Origin of the sequence: Tannerella forsythia, assembly GCF_001006485.1 — a bacterium.
In the GTDB taxonomy this organism is placed as follows: Bacteria; Bacteroidota; Bacteroidia; order Bacteroidales; family Tannerellaceae; genus Tannerella; species Tannerella forsythia.
This window is the reverse complement of sequence record NZ_JUET01000126.1, coordinates 1-17,010: the sequence shown is the minus strand read 5'-3', so window position 1 is coordinate 17,010 and position 17,010 is coordinate 1. Positions and strand designations below refer to the sequence as shown.

At 45.9% G+C, this 17,010-nt stretch carries 23 protein-coding genes; 18 read left to right on the top strand and 5 right to left on the bottom strand.

Going from position 1 to position 17,010, the window contains the following annotated elements; translation table 11 throughout:
* Position 1 precedes the first annotated feature (1 nt).
* The 16 genes from rpsN to rplQ all read left to right on the top strand — a co-directional run bounded on the left by rpsN (position 2) and on the right by rplQ (position 8,428).
* On the top strand, positions 2-271 hold the full coding sequence (rpsN, locus tag Tanf_RS11905; RefSeq protein WP_014224909.1) for a 30S ribosomal protein S14: 270 nt from the start codon (positions 2-4) through the stop codon (positions 269-271).
* 70 nt (positions 272-341) lie between these two features.
* Complete coding sequence (gene rpsH, locus Tanf_RS11900; RefSeq protein WP_014224910.1) at positions 342-737, top strand: 30S ribosomal protein S8; 396 nt, start codon at positions 342-344, stop codon at positions 735-737.
* Between the two features lie 19 nt (positions 738-756).
* Entirely contained in the window at positions 757-1,308 is a 552-nt protein-coding gene (gene rplF, locus Tanf_RS11895; protein ID WP_041590749.1) for a 50S ribosomal protein L6, read from the top strand.
* 24 nt (positions 1,309-1,332) lie between these two features.
* Positions 1,333-1,677, top strand: a complete 345-nt coding sequence (rplR, locus tag Tanf_RS11890) for a 50S ribosomal protein L18 (protein WP_014224912.1) — start codon at positions 1,333-1,335, stop codon at positions 1,675-1,677.
* A 5-nt stretch (positions 1,678-1,682) separates the two neighbouring features.
* On the top strand, positions 1,683-2,198 hold the full coding sequence (gene rpsE / locus Tanf_RS11885) for a 30S ribosomal protein S5 (RefSeq protein ID WP_014224913.1): 516 nt from the start codon (positions 1,683-1,685) through the stop codon (positions 2,196-2,198).
* Positions 2,199-2,215: 17 nt separating this feature from the next.
* On the top strand, positions 2,216-2,392 hold the full coding sequence (gene rpmD / locus Tanf_RS14500; protein WP_014224914.1) for a 50S ribosomal protein L30: 177 nt from the start codon (positions 2,216-2,218) through the stop codon (positions 2,390-2,392).
* Between the two features lie 52 nt (positions 2,393-2,444).
* The gene (rplO, locus tag Tanf_RS11880) at positions 2,445-2,915 is read left to right on the top strand and encodes a 50S ribosomal protein L15 (protein WP_014224915.1); all 471 of its coding nucleotides are present in this window, start codon (positions 2,445-2,447) and stop codon (positions 2,913-2,915) included.
* Between the two features lie 2 nt (positions 2,916-2,917).
* Entirely contained in the window at positions 2,918-4,258 is a 1,341-nt protein-coding gene (gene secY, locus Tanf_RS11875; RefSeq protein ID WP_014224916.1) for a preprotein translocase subunit SecY, read from the top strand.
* A gap of 2 nt (positions 4,259-4,260) precedes the next feature.
* Positions 4,261-5,043: a type I methionyl aminopeptidase gene (map, locus tag Tanf_RS11870; protein ID WP_014224917.1), complete on the top strand. Its 783-nt coding sequence runs from the start codon at positions 4,261-4,263 to the stop codon at positions 5,041-5,043.
* Between the two features lie 3 nt (positions 5,044-5,046).
* A complete protein-coding gene (gene infA / locus Tanf_RS11865; protein ID WP_014224918.1) occupies positions 5,047-5,265 on the top strand; it encodes a translation initiation factor IF-1 in 219 nt (72 codons plus the stop codon).
* 25 nt (positions 5,266-5,290) lie between these two features.
* Positions 5,291-5,407 (top strand): type B 50S ribosomal protein L36, encoded by a 117-nt coding sequence (gene ykgO / locus Tanf_RS14495; protein WP_014224919.1) that lies wholly within the window; start codon positions 5,291-5,293, stop codon positions 5,405-5,407.
* Positions 5,408-5,442: 35 nt separating this feature from the next.
* Entirely contained in the window at positions 5,443-5,823 is a 381-nt protein-coding gene (gene rpsM, locus Tanf_RS11860; RefSeq protein ID WP_014224920.1) for a 30S ribosomal protein S13, read from the top strand.
* A gap of 9 nt (positions 5,824-5,832) precedes the next feature.
* Positions 5,833-6,222: a 30S ribosomal protein S11 gene (gene rpsK / locus Tanf_RS11855; protein WP_014224921.1), complete on the top strand. Its 390-nt coding sequence runs from the start codon at positions 5,833-5,835 to the stop codon at positions 6,220-6,222.
* 114 nt (positions 6,223-6,336) lie between these two features.
* Positions 6,337-6,942, top strand: a complete 606-nt coding sequence (gene rpsD / locus Tanf_RS11850) for a 30S ribosomal protein S4 (protein WP_014224922.1) — start codon at positions 6,337-6,339, stop codon at positions 6,940-6,942.
* A gap of 7 nt (positions 6,943-6,949) precedes the next feature.
* Positions 6,950-7,942, top strand: a complete 993-nt coding sequence (locus tag Tanf_RS11845) for a DNA-directed RNA polymerase subunit alpha (protein WP_014224923.1) — start codon at positions 6,950-6,952, stop codon at positions 7,940-7,942.
* Positions 7,943-7,948: 6 nt separating this feature from the next.
* Positions 7,949-8,428: a 50S ribosomal protein L17 gene (gene rplQ / locus Tanf_RS11840; RefSeq protein WP_046826020.1), complete on the top strand. Its 480-nt coding sequence runs from the start codon at positions 7,949-7,951 to the stop codon at positions 8,426-8,428.
* A 136-nt stretch (positions 8,429-8,564) separates the two neighbouring features.
* On the opposite strand, the gene Tanf_RS11835 is transcribed toward rplQ, so the two are convergent.
* The 5 genes from Tanf_RS11835 to hemW form a co-directional block, all read right to left on the bottom strand.
* Positions 8,565-9,338: an ABC transporter ATP-binding protein gene (locus tag Tanf_RS11835; protein WP_014224925.1), complete on the bottom strand. Its 774-nt coding sequence runs from the start codon at positions 9,336-9,338 to the stop codon at positions 8,565-8,567.
* A complete protein-coding gene (locus Tanf_RS11830; RefSeq protein WP_014224926.1) occupies positions 9,338-10,081 on the bottom strand; it encodes an MlaE family ABC transporter permease in 744 nt (247 codons plus the stop codon). The genes Tanf_RS11835 and Tanf_RS11830 overlap by 1 nt, the downstream gene beginning before the upstream one ends.
* A 314-nt stretch (positions 10,082-10,395) precedes the next feature.
* Positions 10,396-10,551: a DUF8506 family protein gene (locus Tanf_RS15325; protein ID WP_167536503.1), complete on the bottom strand. Its 156-nt coding sequence runs from the start codon at positions 10,549-10,551 to the stop codon at positions 10,396-10,398.
* The gene (locus tag Tanf_RS11825; RefSeq protein ID WP_014224928.1) at positions 10,544-11,119 is read right to left on the bottom strand and encodes an ATPase; all 576 of its coding nucleotides are present in this window, start codon (positions 11,117-11,119) and stop codon (positions 10,544-10,546) included. The genes Tanf_RS15325 and Tanf_RS11825 overlap by 8 nt, the downstream gene beginning before the upstream one ends.
* Before the next feature lie 129 nt (positions 11,120-11,248).
* On the bottom strand, positions 11,249-12,373 hold the full coding sequence (gene hemW / locus Tanf_RS11820; protein ID WP_041591186.1) for a radical SAM family heme chaperone HemW: 1,125 nt from the start codon (positions 12,371-12,373) through the stop codon (positions 11,249-11,251).
* Positions 12,374-12,568: 195 nt separating this feature from the next.
* Here hemW and fusA2 point away from each other — a divergent pair, with 195 nt between their 5' ends.
* Positions 12,569-14,725, top strand: coding sequence for an elongation factor G2 (gene fusA2, locus Tanf_RS11815; RefSeq protein WP_014224931.1), 2,157 nt, complete (start codon positions 12,569-12,571; stop codon positions 14,723-14,725).
* Positions 14,726-15,127: 402 nt separating this feature from the next.
* The coding region (locus Tanf_RS11810; protein WP_176729540.1) for an IgGFc-binding protein at positions 15,128-17,010 on the top strand (1,883 nt) is incomplete at its 3' end.

The window sequence follows — 17,010 nt, the reverse complement described above, 5'->3', positions numbered from 1 at the left end:
TATGGCAAAAGAATCAATGAAAGCCCGCGAAGTAAAACGGGCAAAGCTGGTAGCGAAATATGCGGCTAAACGATTGCAGTTGAAGAAAGAAGGCAACTATGAAGCGTTGCAGTCCATTCCTAAAAATGCATCGCCGGTGCGTTTGCATAACCGTTGCAAGATGACGGGACGTCCGAAAGGATATATGCGTCAGTTCGGTATTTCGCGTATTCAGTTTCGTGAGATGGCTTCCAACGGCCTTATTCCCGGAGTGAAAAAGGCAAGCTGGTAAAAGTAAAAAACATGTGAGTGTTGAGTGTTAAATATTGTCCGGATGGTCCGGATCAATTTAATGAAATAATATGACAGATCCTATAGCAGATTATTTAACAAGATTGCGCAATGCAATCAAGGCGCAGCACCGTGTAGTAGAGGTGCCGGCGTCGAATTTGAAAAAAGAAATCACCAAGATTCTTTTTGACAAAGGTTACATTCTTAACTTTAAGTTTGTAGACGAAGGCGTGCAGGGAACGATTAAGATCGCCTTGAAATATGACGCCGTGAATAAGGTTAATGCGATTAAGAAATTAGAACGCATATCGTCTCCGGGTCTTCGCCGGTATGTAGGTTACCGCGAGATGCCGAGAGTACTGAACGGTCTTGGAATTGCAATTCTTTCTACCTCTAAAGGTGTGATGACAAATAAGGAAGCCGGTGAGTTAAAAATCGGTGGTGAAGTATTGTGTTACGTTTATTAAAATTAGGAGGAGGATAGCGATGTCAAGAATTGGAAAATTACCTGTTCACATACCAAGTGGTGTGACCGTTACAGTGAAAGATAACATGGTCACTGTAAAAGGACCGAAAGGAGAACTTACACAGAAAGTGAATCCCGAGATCAAAGTGTCTGTGGAAGGCGGAATATTAAAGGTTGAAAGACCAACGGATGAAAAAGAGCACCGTGCTTTGCATGGCCTCTATCGTTCTTTGATCCACAATATGGTTGTAGGGGTATCCGAAGGATATAAAAAGGAGCTTGTGCTGGTCGGTGTCGGCTATCGTGTTGCGAATACCGGTCAGTTGCTGGACCTTTCGTTAGGCTATACGCACAATATCTACCTTCAGTTACCTGACGAAGTGAAAGTAGAGACAAAGTCGGAGCGTAATCAGAGTCCGCTCATTATTTTAGAGTCGGCCGATAAACAGTTGCTCGGACAGATCTGTGCAAAGATTCGCTCGTTCCGTAAGCCTGAGCCTTATAAAGGAAAAGGTATTAAGTTCGCGGGCGAAGTGATTCGAAGAAAATCAGGCAAATCTGCATCTAAGTAAGTGATGAAATAGGAGATAGACTATATGGCAACGAAAGAAACAAGAAGATTAAGGATCAAACAAAGCATACGGAATAAAGTATCAGGCACCTCGGAATGTCCGCGTCTGACCGTGTTCAGAAGCAACAAGCAGATTTACGCGCAGGTAATCGATGATACGACCGGAAAGACGCTGGCTGCCGCTTCGTCTTTGAAGCTGGCGGACAAAGCTCCGAAGAAGGAAATCGCTGCAAAAGTCGGCGAAGTGATTGCAAAGAATGCACAGGAAGCCGGTGTACAGGCCGTGGTGTTCGACCGTAACGGATACCTGTATCATGGGAGAGTGAAAGAATTAGCCGATGCTGCACGGAAAGGCGGCCTTAAATTTTAAGAAAGATGGCAATAAATAATAGAGTAAAATCGACGAACGATTTAGAACTGAAAGATCGCCTGGTGGCGATTAATCGTGTGACGAAAGTGACGAAGGGCGGACGTACATTCAGTTTTGCCGCCATCGTCGTAGTCGGAAATGAAAATGGTATTGTCGGATGGGGCTTGGGAAAAGCCAGTGAAGTAACGACCGCAATTTCGAAAGGTACGGAGTCGGCCAAAAAGAACTTGGTTCGTATTCCCATTCATAAGGGTACGATTCCTCATGAACAAGCGGCAAAGTTTGGCGGAGCCGAAGTGTTGATCAAGCCGGCTACCCTCGGTACCGGCGTGAAAGCCGGAGGTGCTATGCGCGCTGTTTTGGAAAGCGTCGGCATTACGGACGTGTTGGCTAAATCCAAAGGATCGTCCAACCCCCATAACTTGGTCAAAGCGACGATCGCCGCGTTGAGTGAACTGAGAAGTCCGGCCATGGTGGCGCAAAACAGAAACGTGCCGGTTGAAAAAGTATTTAAAGGATAAAGAAGGAGGAAGTTCGAATGGCAACAATTAAAATAAAACAAGTAAGAAGCAGAATTAAATGCCCGAAAGTTCAGAAAAGAACCTTGGATGCATTGGGCCTGAGAAAAATGAATCGTGTGGTTGAACATGAAGATACTCCTTCGATCCGGGGAATGGTAGAGGTCGTGAAACATTTAGTTTCCGTTGAAAAATAATAATCGAAGGGCGCTTTTATAGAAAGGTGCCCGGTAAAAAATAGAAATTGATATGAATTTATCTAATTTGAAACCGGCCGCAGGTTCGGTGAAAACCAGAAAACGTATCGGTCGCGGTCCGGGTTCGGGCCGGGGAGGTACTTCGACAAGAGGCCACAAAGGGGCTAAATCACGCTCGGGTTACAAACACAAAGTGGGATTCGAAGGCGGACAGATGCCTATTCAACGGCGTTTGCCGAAGTTCGGCTTTAAGAATATCAATCGCGTAACCTACAAAGCCATTAATCTTTCGACTCTGCAGGAGCTTGCCGAAACCAAAAGTCTGAACAAGATTGGGCTGGAAGAGCTGCGGAGCGCCGGCTTTGTTTCTGCCTCACAATTAGTCAAAGTACTTGCCAAAGGTGCCTTGTCCGCAAAAGTCGATGTCCAAGCACATGCTTTCTCGAAAAAGGCGGAAGAAGCCATTGTGGCAGCCGGCGGTACGGTTTCCAAACTGGGTGACGACGCCGAAAAAGCGGAATAATTATGAGAGCAATTGAGACAATTAAAAATATCTGGAAGATAGAGGATTTGCGGAAACGCATCCTGATAACGCTTTTATTGGTGCTGATTTACCGCTTCGGCACATACATCGTACTTCCCGGTATCGATCCGAAAGACTTGACCGCATTGGGCGAACAAACGCGCGGTGGATTGATGGCACTTTTGGATATGTTCTCGGGAGGAGCTTTCTCGAATGCGTCAATTTTTGCCTTGGGAATCATGCCTTATATCTCAGCTTCGATTGTGATGCAGTTGGCAGCCATTGTGATTCCTTCGTTCCAGAAGATGCAGCGTGAAGGAGAGAGCGGACGGAAAAAGATCAATCAATGGACGCGTTATCTGACCGTGATCGTGTTGATTCTGCAAGGATCGGCTTATTTGGTAAACTTAAACGTACAACTTAGAAGTGCAGGGGCGGCGATGCCTACCGACTGGTGGTTTAAAGTTTCTTCAACCATCATCATGGCGGGAGGAAGTATGTTTGTCCTTTGGCTGGGTGAGCGTATCACCGACAAAGGGATTGGCAATGGTATTTCTTTTATCATTTTGATCGGGATCATTGCGCGTCTGCCTCATTCGCTCTTCGAAGAATTTACATCACGAGTAACGGAGAAATCCGGAGGTTTGGTAATGTTTCTCTTTGAAATTTTATTTCTGCTTCTGGTGATGGCCGGTGCGATTCTGTTAGTACAGGGAACGCGTAAAGTCGTTGTTCAGTATGCGAAACGCATCATCGGAAATAAACAGTATGGCGGGGCACGTCAGTATATTCCGTTGAAGGTGAATGCTGCGAACGTGATGCCGATTATCTTTGCTCAAGCGATTATGTTTATTCCGATTTCGCTTGCGGGATTTTCCAATACGGGCGAGAACAGCACTTTCATGCGGGCATTTATGGATAATACGGGATTTTGGTACAACTTTGTCTTTGCTTTATTGATTATCGCATTTACGTATTTTTATACGGCCATTACGATTAATCCGACTCAAATGGCAGACGACCTGAAGCGTAATAACGGATTTATTCCGGGGGTAAAACCGGGAAAGGCGACGAAAGAATTTCTGGATGAGATTATGAGTCGGATCACGCTTCCGGGCGCGATTTTCCTTGCCGTCGTCGCCATTATGCCGGCTTTTGCACGGATTCTGGGGATTAGTCAAGGTTTTGCACAATTCTTCGGCGGTACCTCATTGTTGATTTTGGTCGGTGTCGTATTGGATACTTTGCAGCAAATAGAAAGTCATCTCTTGATGCGTCATTATGATGGTTTGTTGAAATCTGGACGAATCAAAGGACGCACCGGGTCCATAGCCGCATATTAACGATGATCTATCTGAAGACGGATGAAGAGATAGAATGGATGCGCGCCGCGAATCAATTGGTGGGAAAGACCCTGGGCGAATTAGCGAAACATATTGTGCCAGGGGTGACTACCCTCCGGTTAGATAAGATTGCCGAAACGTTCATACGCGATCATGGGGCGGAACCTGCTTTTCTGGGATACGGAGGTTTTCCGAATTCGATTTGCACGTCGATTAATGAGCATGTTGTGCATGGAATCCCTTCGGATAAAGATATTTTGAAAGAGGGAGATATCATTTCAATCGATTGTGGAACGAAACTGAACGGCTTCGTGGGGGACTCGGCGTACACGTTTTGTGTCGGGGACGTCGCTGAAGATGTCCGAAAGTTGTTGCGTACGACGAAAGAAGCATTGTACAAAGGGATAGAGCAAGCCCGTGTCGGAAATCGGGTCGGCGACATCAGCAGTGCGGTGCAGACCTATTGCGAGAAGCAAAACTATTCGGTTGTACGTGAACTGGTGGGGCATGGATGCGGACGGAAGATGCATGAGGAGCCCGAAGTGCCCAATTACGGGCGTCGCGGTTGCGGACCGGTACTGAAGAGCGGGATGTGCATTTGCATCGAGCCGATGATCAATCAGGGCAGTAAACACGTTGTGTTTGAGTCGGACGGCTGGACGGTACGGACGAAAGACAGAAAATGTTCGGCGCACTTTGAGCATTGTATTGCCATACGTCCCGAAGGGCCGATGATTCTCTCATCATTCGAATATTTGGAGGAGATAGTAGGAAAAGAAATATAATATATGGCTAAACAAGCTGCAATAGAACAGGACGGAGTGATCGTGGAGGCATTGTCGAATGCCATGTTTCGGGTCGAACTGGAGAATGGGCATGAGATCACGGCGCATATATCGGGGAAGATGCGGATGCATTATATCAAGATACTTCCCGGCGATAAGGTGCGCGTAGAAATGTCGCCTTATGATTTGTCGAAAGGTCGGATATCATTCCGCTATAAATGAGAAAAACTAATAATGAGATAGAACGATGAAAGTAAGAACATCTTTAAAGAAACGGACGCCCGACTGCAAGATTGTACGCCGGAAGGGGCGTTTATATGTGATTAACAAGAAGAACCCCAAGTTCAAGGTACGTCAGGGGTAGTAGTAAACTGCAAATAAACTAAACATCTAAATAATATGGCGATAAGAATAGTTGGTGTGGACTTGCCACAAGACAAGAGAGGGGAAATCGCATTGACCTATATCTTCGGTATCGGTCGTAGCGCTTCCAACTCGATTTTAGCAAAAGCGGGCGTTGATAAGAATATCAAGGTCAAGGATTGGACGGATGATCAGGCGGCCAAGATCCGTGAGGTCATCGGAGAAGGATATAAGGTAGAAGGTGATCTTCGCTCGGAAGTGCAGTTGAACATCAAGCGCCTGATGGATATCGGTTGCTATCGTGGGATACGTCACCGTATCGGTCTGCCGTTGCGTGGTCAGAGTACGAAAAACAATGCCCGTACGCGTAAGGGTAGGAAGAAGACAGTTGCAAACAAGAAAAAAGCTACAAAATAATCAGTAAAGATGGCAAAGAAAACAGTCGCAGCAAAAAAGAGAAAAGTGAAAGTCGAAGCGTATGGTCAAGCCCATATCCATTCTTCTTTCAACAACATTATTGTGTCGCTCACCAATAATGATGGTCAGGTAATCAGTTGGTCGTCGGCCGGTAAGATGGGCTTTCGCAGTTCGAAGAAGAACACGCCCTATGCCGCCCAGATGGCTGCTCAGGATTGCGCCAAGGTGGCGTATGATTTAGGCCTGCGCAAAGTAAAAGTGTATATCAAAGGGCCGGGTAACGGTCGTGAATCGGCCATTCGTACCATTCACGGAGCCGGTATTGAAGTGTCGGAAATCATCGATGTGACGCCGCTGCCGCACAATGGCTGCCGTCCGCCCAAAAGAAGAAAAGTATAATTAACAGATCCGGCGAATCCCCGAAGAAGTGATTAGATTGCACTATTCACCCTCTCTGCAATCGCGGCTGCACGATTCCGGGATTCCGAAGAACGATTAAAAATAAAGAATAAAATGGCAAGATATACAGGTCCAAAAACAAAAATTGCCCGTAAGTTTGGCGAAGCAATATTCGGTGCGGATAAAGTCCTTTCGAAAAAGAACTATCCTCCCGGACAACACGGGAACAACCGCAGACGTAAAACGTCTGAGTATGGCGTGCAGTTGCGTGAAAAGCAAAAAGCAAAATATACGTACGGCGTACTTGAGAAACAGTTCCGGAACATGTTTGAAAAGGCCTCCCGTTCGAAAGGAATCACCGGTGAGGTATTGTTGCAGTTGCTCGAAAGCCGACTCGACAATGTCGTGTTCCGCCTCGGACTCGCTCCGACGCGCGACGCTGCCCGTCAGCTCGTATCGCATCGTCATATCGTCGTCGACGGTAAAGTCGTGAATATCCCGTCATACAGTGTGAAGCCCGGTCAGATTATCGGGGTACGCGAAAAATCGAAATCGCTCGAAGTGATCAGCGAAGCCCTCTCCGGATTTAATCATAGTAAATATCCTTGGATTGAGTGGGAACAAAGTGCCATGAACGGGAAGTTCCTTCATTTGCCCGAACGTGCGGATATTCCTGAAAATATCAAGGAGCAGCTGATTGTCGAATTATACTCTAAATAATGATCCTATGGCGATATTGGCATTTCAGAAACCTGATAAAATCTTGATGTTGGAGGCGAATAACTTCTTCGGGAAGTTTGAATTTCGCCCACTGGAACCGGGTTATGGTATTACCATCGGTAATGCGTTGCGCCGTATTCTCTTATCTTCGCTGGAAGGTTACGCCTTCTCGTCCGTGAAAATCGAAGGAGTGGATCATGAATTTGCAACCATTCCGGGGGTGATGGAAGATGTAACAAACATCATCCTGAATCTGAAACAGGTGCGCTTTAAATGCATCGCCGAAGAAATGGAAGAGCTACCCAAGGTCGTTTTGAATGTGGCCAATACGGAGGTGCTGAAAGCCGGCGATCTGAAGCCTGCAGGTTTCGAAATCCTCAATCCCGAATTGGAAATTTGTCATTTGGATCCGAAAACTTCGTTCCAGATGGAGTTGACAATGAACAAGGGACGCGGTTATGTGCTGGCCGAGGAGAATGCGGACCCGGCCAACCCCGATGTACAGGTGATAGCTATCGATTCCGTTTATACGCCGATACACAATGTGAAATATACGGTGGAGAACTTTCGTGTGGAACAGAAGACCGACTATGAGAAGCTTCTGCTTGAGATCACCACAGACGGTTCGATTCATCCTAAAGAAGCGTTGAAAGAAGCGGCTAAAATCCTGATTCAACACTTCATGCTCTTCTCTGACGATAAGATTGCCGTGGAAACGATGGATGTTGATGGAAACGAAGAATTTGACGAAGACATTTTGCACATGCGTCAACTGCTCAAGACGAGACTGATTGACATGAATCTCTCCGTTCGCGCATTAAATTGCCTCAAGGCGGCCGATGTGGATACGGTGGGTGAGTTGGTGCAGTTCAACAAGAACGACTTGTTGAAGTTTCGCAATTTCGGGAAGAAATCGCTCACTGAATTGGACGAATTGTTGGAGAATCTGAACCTCTCCTTCGGAATGGATATTTCAAAATATAAATTAGATAAAGAGTAAAAAACGATGAGACACAATAAGAAAGTAAATCATTTGGGACGTACGAAGGCGCATCGTGAAGCGATGTTTGCCAACATGGCATCGTCACTGATTAAACATAAACGTATCTTTACCACTACGGCCAAAGCCAAAGCATTACGCAAATACGTAGAGCCGCTGATCACGAAGTCGAAGGAGGTAACGGATCATTCACAGCGTGTCGTATTTGCTTCGTTGCAGGACAAATATGCGGTGAAAATCCTTTTTACCGAAATATCGCCGAAGGTGATGGAGCGTCCGGGCGGATATACCCGTATCATTAAGACGGGTACACGTGCCGGCGACAATGCCGCCATGTGCTTTATCGAACTGGTCGACTTCAACGAAAACATGTTGACGACTAAGACGAGGAAGACGGCAGCCAAGACCCGCCGTTCGCGCAAAAAGAGCGCCAGTGATGCGACAGTGGTAGCCGAAACCCCGGCCGAAGAAAAAGCGGCAGAGTAATCTATACATACACATAACAGTAAAGAGAAAATGCAGGATTTCGCGTAAGGCACGCGGGAACCTGCGTTTTTTTTGCGTTGTATGAAAGGGAGGGCGTTTTTTTTTGAGGTGTGCAGGGGAAAGAGAGTATCGGAATTTATCCTTCGCGCAGTTGCTGCTCTTCCAGCTCACTGGCTTTGCGCAGCAGATCGGAAGCAAAGATAAAATCGTTCAGCGCTTTATTGTTCGATGAAACGACCTGTTCTTTGGTACCCTGCCACTCTTTCACCCCTTCCTTGATAAAGACGATGTTCTCGCCCATGTTCATGACCGAATTCATGTCGTGCGTATTGATGATCGTCGTCATATTGTATTCTTTTGTGATACTATGGATCAGATTATCAATAACTAACGAGGTTCTTGGGTCGAGGCCGGAGTTCGGTTCGTCGCAGAGCAGGTATTGGGGTTGCAGCGCGATGGCGCGGGCGATGGCCGCGCGTTTCATCATCCCTCCGCTGATTTCGGAGGGATAGAGGTCGCATGCTTCGGAAAGATTCACGCGTTCGAGACAGAACCTGGCGCGTTTCTCACGTTCACGGGCCGTTTCTTTCGAGAACATATCGAGCGGAAACATTACATTTTCGAGCACGGTCATGCTGTCGAAGAGCGCTGAACCTTGGAAGAGTACGCCCGTTTCACGGCGTAGCAGGTTCAACTCCGTTTTGCCCATCCGGACGATGTTACGACCGTCATATAAGACTTCACCTTCGTCCGGATGAATCAGCCCGATGATGCTTTTGAGCATAACGGTTTTGCCCGATCCGCTGCGTCCGATGATGAGGTTGGTTTTTCCTGTTTCGAAGACGGCATTGATGTCGTTGAGGACGGTGCGTCCGTCGAAAGCTTTTGTCAGGTTCTTGATTTCGATCATCAGGTAAGCATGATTTGGGTTAAGACTACGTCGGCCAGCAGGATCAGGATGCTGCTGATGACGATGGCATTCGTACTGGCTTTACCGACTTCGAGCGAGCCGCCTTTCAGGTTATAGCCGAAAAAGGAGGCGACTGAGGAGATGATGAAAGCATAGAAGACCGACTTGATCATTGAATAGGTGATGTAGAACGGGTTGAAGAAATATTGTAACCCGAACTCGAACGATGAGGGGGTCATCCCATCTACGATATAGCTGGCGAACATACCACCGAAGATACCGGTCGTCATGCTGAATATCACGAGTACGGGGATAAAGAGCATCATCCCCGTGATTTTTGGCATGATCAGGAAGTTGGCCGAATTGATACCCATAATTTCCATGGCATCGATTTGTTCGGTCACCCGCATGGTTCCGATTTCGGAAGCGATGTTACTGCCTACCTTCCCGGCCAGAATCAAACACATGATCGACGACGAAAATTCAAGCAGGATGATTTCGCGCGTCGTATATCCGATGGTAAATTTAGGGATTAGTGGCGAAGTGATGTTCAGCGAGATCTGTATGGCGATAACCGTCCCGATAAAGACGGAGATGATGACGACGATCCAGATCGAATCGACGCCGAGCTTATAGATTTCACGCATCAATTGCTTAAAGAACATGCTCCATCGTGTCGGGATGGTGAACACTTTATTCATCAGCAAGACATACTCGCCCAATTGCTGCAATGCTTTGATCATGCGCTTTATGTTCTGTTTTTTGTTCGCGGTGCAAAGGTATGATTTTAATTGCTAAAACCCAAGCGGGGTGTCGTATGGCTTCGGCGCGGGGAATTATATTATACATTCTTTAGTACAGGGATAAAAGCAAACACGCAAAGACGATGGGGGAGGGCTACATCGTTTTGCGACAATCAAAGCGATAAGAAAGAATAAAAAATGTATTCGTTACGTCACGCGGTATATAGGATACAATGTATATAAATAGTCTTTTGTTGATTATTGAGATGGCGGACCTTTCTTCTCCCTTTCAAAGAGAAAAAGGGACAGTCGTCTTACAAATCAACGGCTTTCACACGAAATATCTGACCGTTGCGAGCAAAAACCAATTCTCCGTTTTCCTCTTTTCTCTTCTTGACTAAACGTTGAAATGCCAAACTGGCTCCTTTTACGACGTTTTCTTCAAATTTGCTCAACTCTCGTTCATTCATACGTTTCTAATTTATTATAAACAACAGTATTGTAAATTTCTTTCTTTCCATTTTTAAAGCCTTTTGCAATGACTTCCATGGGAGATAACGAATTGTCGGTAATCATCCAATAATCGCAGATCGGGATATATAACTGAAAAAGATTCTGAATACCAGCCACGTAGCGCCTTCGCACCGTGCTTTCTGTCACATTATGCCCTCCTGCCATGACCCGGTTGCGTACCCGCTCCACTGCCAAATCAGGCGTGTTCAGCCAGAAATAAAGCAAAGTCACATAATATCCTTTCTCCTGTGCATTTTGCAACAGTCTGGCAATCGAACGACTGGCCAATGTCGTCTCTAATGCAAAAGTCTTGTTAGCCGATATCAATTCCCTGATCCTCTTATACATAATCCTGCTCGCTTCTACGGCGACGGCAATACTGTCGGCGTTGAAAGGAGATAGTCCTTTCGCGATTTCATCGGAATTGACAAACTCCTTACAGCCCAGCATTTCCGGCAAGATGGTATATGAAGCCGTTGTTTTTCCTGCCCCATTACATCCGGATATGATATATAAGTACGGCACAACTTTTAATGGTTACTTGAGGCAAAGGTATGTAATCTTTTTGTAACAACCATGCTTTTTTAAGAAAAATGACAATAAAGGCAAAAAAAAATCGTTTTTCTAACCGAATCGGATGCTTTTCTTCGTTTTTTAAATCATCAGATCGCATATGATTCCGTCGGAAGTAAAAAACGTCTCTTCGGGAATACGTATGGTGTTTCCGGTTTGTTGGAGTTTTCCGCATTGAAGATAAGGTTGCGCCCGCTCATCAAAATAGCGTACATAATCCTTTCCGAATGCGTCTTGCAAGCAGGATATCTCAACTCCCCACATGGTACGCAAGGCTGTCATGACATATTCGTTATAACGCATGGGTACCGTTGGAAATTCCTGCTCGAAATAAGATCGATTGTGTAACAATGCGTTGCAATACTGAGGCAAAGAGGCTACATTCCATTGCCGGGAAGAACCGTCGTATGAATGGGCAGAAGGTCCTACGCCCAGATATTTTTTACCCATCCAATACGATGTGTTATGTTTGGAAAAACAGCCAGGAAAACAAAAGTTGGAAATTTCATAATGTACATATCCTGCCTCTTTCGCTTTTTCCGTCAGTATGGAGTATAGAAGTGCACTCGTATCTTCATCGACCGGACAAACAGCGCCTTTTTTCATGGCTCGGTACAAGGGAGTACCTTCTTCATAGCTGAGATGATAGGCGGAGAAATGAGGAACACCCAGCCCGAACGCCTCTTCAAGGTTCAATTCCCATGCCTCGGTGGTTTGCCCGGGCAAACCATACATAAGATCAATACTGATATTTGTCAGTCCTGTCTTCCGGCAACGGTGTACGGTGTCAATGGCCTTCTGGCGATCATGCCGACGATTCAATTGACATAAGTCGCTGTTACTAAAACTCTGCACACCGAGGCTGATGCGGTTAAACGGTAACATACGAATCGACCTCAGATACGCTTCGGTCAGATCGTCAGGATTGGCCTCAAAAGTCACTTCACGACATGTGGACAGATCGAAATGGAACTCGATAGCGTTGAAAATACGTGCAAAATCATCGGCCGCCAATCGAGAAGGCGTACCTCCCCCGAAATAAATCGTTTCGATCGATTCCCCCCGTACATAGCCGGCTCTCTCTCCCAGCTCACGCACAACGGATTCGACATAAGTGTCTTTATACGTATGATTCGTCTGCGAGTAAAAATCGCAGTAAGCACATCGTTGGGCGCAAAAAGGGACATGAATATAAATTCCAGCCATTCCGTTTATGGATAAAAAGTGTGTAAAGATACTGTTTTTCAGGAAAACAAAAGGTTTGTGTTGCAGAATAATGTTTTTAAACATGGTTTTTTTTGCCGGCAGGTTCGGGAACAATGTCTATTTTGCGACCATTTAAAAACAGACGGGAAAGTCATTTCTAAATTATCTTGCGTCAATTATTAAAAGAACAATAATATGAAAGTTTATCAAACAAATGAAATCAAGAACATCTCCATTTTGGGAAGTTCCGGTTCGGGGAAAACCACTCTCGCTGAAGCGATGCTTTACGAGGGTGGGGTTATAAAACGCCGCGGCACAGTGGAGGCCGGCAATACGGTGTGTGATTATTTTCCGGTAGAGAAAGACTATGGGTACTCTGTCTTTTCAACCGTTTTCAGTGTGGAATGGAACGGCTTGAAATTGAACTTTATCGATTGTCCGGGGGCTGACGACTTCATCGGCGGGGCCGTATCAGCTCTGAACGTGACAGATACAGCCTTGATGGTCATCAATGCACAATACGGGGTAGAGGTAGGTACGGTCAACCAGTTCCGTTATACGGAAGAATTTCATAAGCCTGTGATTTTTGTGGTCAATCAGTTGGATAATGACAAGGCGGACTTTGATAATACGGTCGCACAACTGAAAGAAAACTATGGAACAAAAGCTGTTCAGATACAGTATCCGGTACAATGTGGAGCTGCATTTAATGCGGTGGTCGATGTGCTGAAGATGAAAATGTATCGTTGGAAGCCTGAAGGAGGCGTACCTGAAGTATTGGAGATTCCGGCCGAGGAAGCGGAAAAGGCTACAGAATTGCATAAAATTCTCGTCGAAGCCGCGGCAGAGCACGACGACTCCCTGATGGAGAAATTCTTTGAAGAAGGAACGCTTTCGGAGGATGATATGCGCGCGGGTATTCGCGCAGGGCTTGTCTCGCGAGGCATGTTCCCGATCTTCTGCGTATGTGCCGGAAAGGACATGTGCGTACGTCGGACATTGGAATTTCTGGGCAATGTGGTGCCGTGCACGGATAAGATGCCGCGCCTCGTAACGACGGAAGGCGTTGAAGTCACTCCGAGCACATCGGGTCCAACAAGCCTCTTCTTTTTTAAGACGACGGTAGAACCACACATCGGACAGGTATCGTATTTCAAAGTCGTTTCGGGAAAAGTGAAGGTCGGAGATGATCTCACCAATGCCGATCGCGGATCGAAAGAGCGTATTGCTCAGCTCTTTGTCGTAGACGGACAGATGCGTAACGAAGTAATGGAGATGGAAGCCGGCGATATTGGCACAACCGTAAAATTGAAAGATGTACGTCGCGGTAATACCCTTAACGGGAAAGGCTGTGAGTATCGGTTTGACTTTATTAAATATCCGGAACCCAAATACCGCCGTGCCATTAAACCGGCGAACGAAGCGGATGCGGAAAAACTGAGTGAAATCCTGGCTCGGATGCACGAAGAAGACCCGACATGGCTCGTTGAATTGTCGAAAGAGTTGAAGCAAACGATTATTTCAGGCCAGGGAGAATTCCATCTGCGCACACTTAAATGGCGCATTGAGAATAATGACAAGCTGGCTGTCGAATATATTGAACCTAAAATACCTTATCGTGAAACGATTACAAAGGCAGCACGCGCCGACTACCGGCACAAAAAACAGTCGGGCGGAGCAGGACAGTTCGGTGAAGTACACTTAATCATCGAACCGTACTATGAAGGCATGCCGGCGCCTGCAATTTATCGCTTCGGCGGACAGGAATACCGCATGAATGTACGGGATACGCAGGTTTATGACCTTGAATGGGGCGGCAAGCTGGTATTTGTGAACTGCATCGTCGGAGGTGCCATTGACGCCCGTTTTCTTCCTGCCATTCTGAAAGGTATCATGGGACGCATGGAACAGGGCCCCCTAACCGGATCGTATGCGCGTGACGTGCGGGTTTGTGTTTATGACGGGAAAATGCATCCGGTAGACAGTAATGAAATATCGTTCATGCTCGCAGGGCGTAACGCATTCAGTACGGCGTTTAAAGATGCCGGTCCGAAGATTTTGGAACCCATCTACGATGTGGAAGTATTTGTACCGGGCGATTATATGGGCGATGTGATGAGCGACCTGCAGGGACGTCGTGCGCTGATTATGGGCATGAACAGCGAGAAAGGATATGAAAAACTCATGGCTAAGGTACCATTGAAAGAAATGGCGAGCTACTCGACCTCCCTCAGTTCAATCACCGGAGGGAGGGCTTCTTTCACCATGAAGTTTGCCGGCTATGAACTTGTACCGTCTGAAGTACAGGAGAAATTGCTGAAAGAGTATGAGACAACACAAGAAGATGAATAACAACGAATCATAGTTGCTTTTGTTTTTTGTTTAAATGTATTAAAGAAAAGCCCCCTCTGTGACGGATGGGGGCTTTTTATGTGCATGCTGCTGTGCGTACGCATTTCTAAAAGTTGCTCCTTCCTCTGGGTATTGGGAGGATTTCTTGCGTAGTCGATCGTTTTTGTTCAAGTAAGACGCTTTTAATTCGTATCGATAACAATAGTTTGAATGCTTTAATACCCTGTTTTAGAATTTTACATGTCGAATTATGGATGAGAAAAAGTGATTTTTTGTTTGTCCAAACATTTTTTTTACCTTTGCGGTGTCAAATAGTTTGGTATTCAATGCTGATTTCAAACAAAAGAGAAATAAAACGTCATGATTTAAAATCCGAAATAATAATAATAATAAAGAATATTTATGAGAAAAAAATTATTTTTGCTATTCGCCGGCCTTTGTGTGTTGGCGAATCTTAATGCACAGGATAAGGAGTTCTGGTTTTCCGCATCGGATGTAGCGGTAACGCATGGTGACGCTCCGATGTTTTTTGTATTTACAAATCCTGGGAGGATAGATGCGCAAGTAACGATTGAGTATTGGGGCGGACAACCGGCCGGATCACCTCCTTATTCTGCCACTTTTACGGTTGATGCGGGTGGTTATAAAAAATGGGATATTGCAAGTGGAGGGTCAACACCGGCAAAAGGTTTATTCGAGACACCTGCCTACAAAGCCGGCACGGTTTCCAACTACGGTATTCATATTACATCAACTCAGAAAATTCTGGCATACTATATGGTGAATAACAATGTTCAACGAGATATTTATTCACTGAAAGGAGCACCGGCTTTGGGTAAGAAATTCATCACCCCGTTCATGCAACATGCAGGTGAGTATTTTGAACAACGACCGTCAGCGAAATATAACATGGGTAGCGATGAAATCGAAATCGTAGCAACGGAAGACAATACGATTGTCAAGATAGATAAATTGACTAAGCGGATTATGAAAGGTACAACAGGCACATACTATAATGTAGGAGAAACACCATCTTTTACGATGAATCGGGGAGAGACTCTTACTCTCCGCGAAGATACGGTGGGTGCCACAAATACAGTTAATGATATTGCTGCGACTAAGAACAACGGTACATTGGCCGGAACGATGATCTCGTCAAATAAACCGATTGCCGTGACACAGACGGAAGACTGTTTGAGCGCCGTCAGTTTTTCTCGGAAAAGCGGCAATACTGACTTGGTAGGAGACCAGTTGGTGCCGGAAGATATGGTTGGAAAACGTTATGTCGTACTTCGCGGACACTCGACGGTAGGTGATCGTGTAGACTTCGTTGCCATCAATGACCATACGACGATTAAGGTCTATTATTGGGATGGTACTACGCCTGCACAAGTTACTTCGCCGACATTGAACCGTGGCGAAATGTGGCATGTGGATATGACGAATCTAACGGGTGTTTTGCCTTATAATGCAGCTACTGCAAAAGCGAGCGATATTTTCGTCGATGCTACCGAACCGGTTTATTGCTATCAACATTCGGCTACCTTAGGAGAATTAGGTGGCGCAATTATCCCGTCCATGTATTCCATCAGTCAGCAGCAAATCAGTTTTTATCAATCGAATGGAGCTGTTGGTAAGAATAATATCTTTTTGGTATTCCGTACAGATTGCGATACGGCATTTACGATCAGTATCGACGGAGGCCCAGCTCAAAAATTCGCCGATGCGGGTTTGGTGATTACTCCTAAAACGATTCCCTCCCATATTGCCGGTGAATGGAAATATGCCAATGTGACACTCGATAATGCATGGGATAATCATGTAGTAACGATTAAAAATGAAACATCTACATTTTCTTTGGGATATTTCAACGGAGTAGGCACCAGTACGGCCGGCTATGGTTATCTTTCCGGATTCGGCAGTTTTGCCTTCGATCCCGATACATTTTGGCGTTGTGCCGATAACCCCCAACCCGTTACATTGGTAGGCGGTTATGCTTTGAGCTATCGGTGGTCGCATTATCCTGATACGGGCTATACGACTCCTACCGCCACTTGGACGAGCCCATCTATCCGTGCACGTGAAAAAGGAATGTATGTGCTGGAGATGAATCAAGACCCTCGCATCATCCGAGATACCGTTTGGGTACTTGATATGAAATGGAATGCCTCCATCAAGCGCCAACCGAACAAACCGGCCAAGATCGGGGTTCCGCAACAGTTCAGCATCAAGATGAATCAGTCGATGCTCAACATGCCTACCCTACGCATCAAGTGGACTTTCGA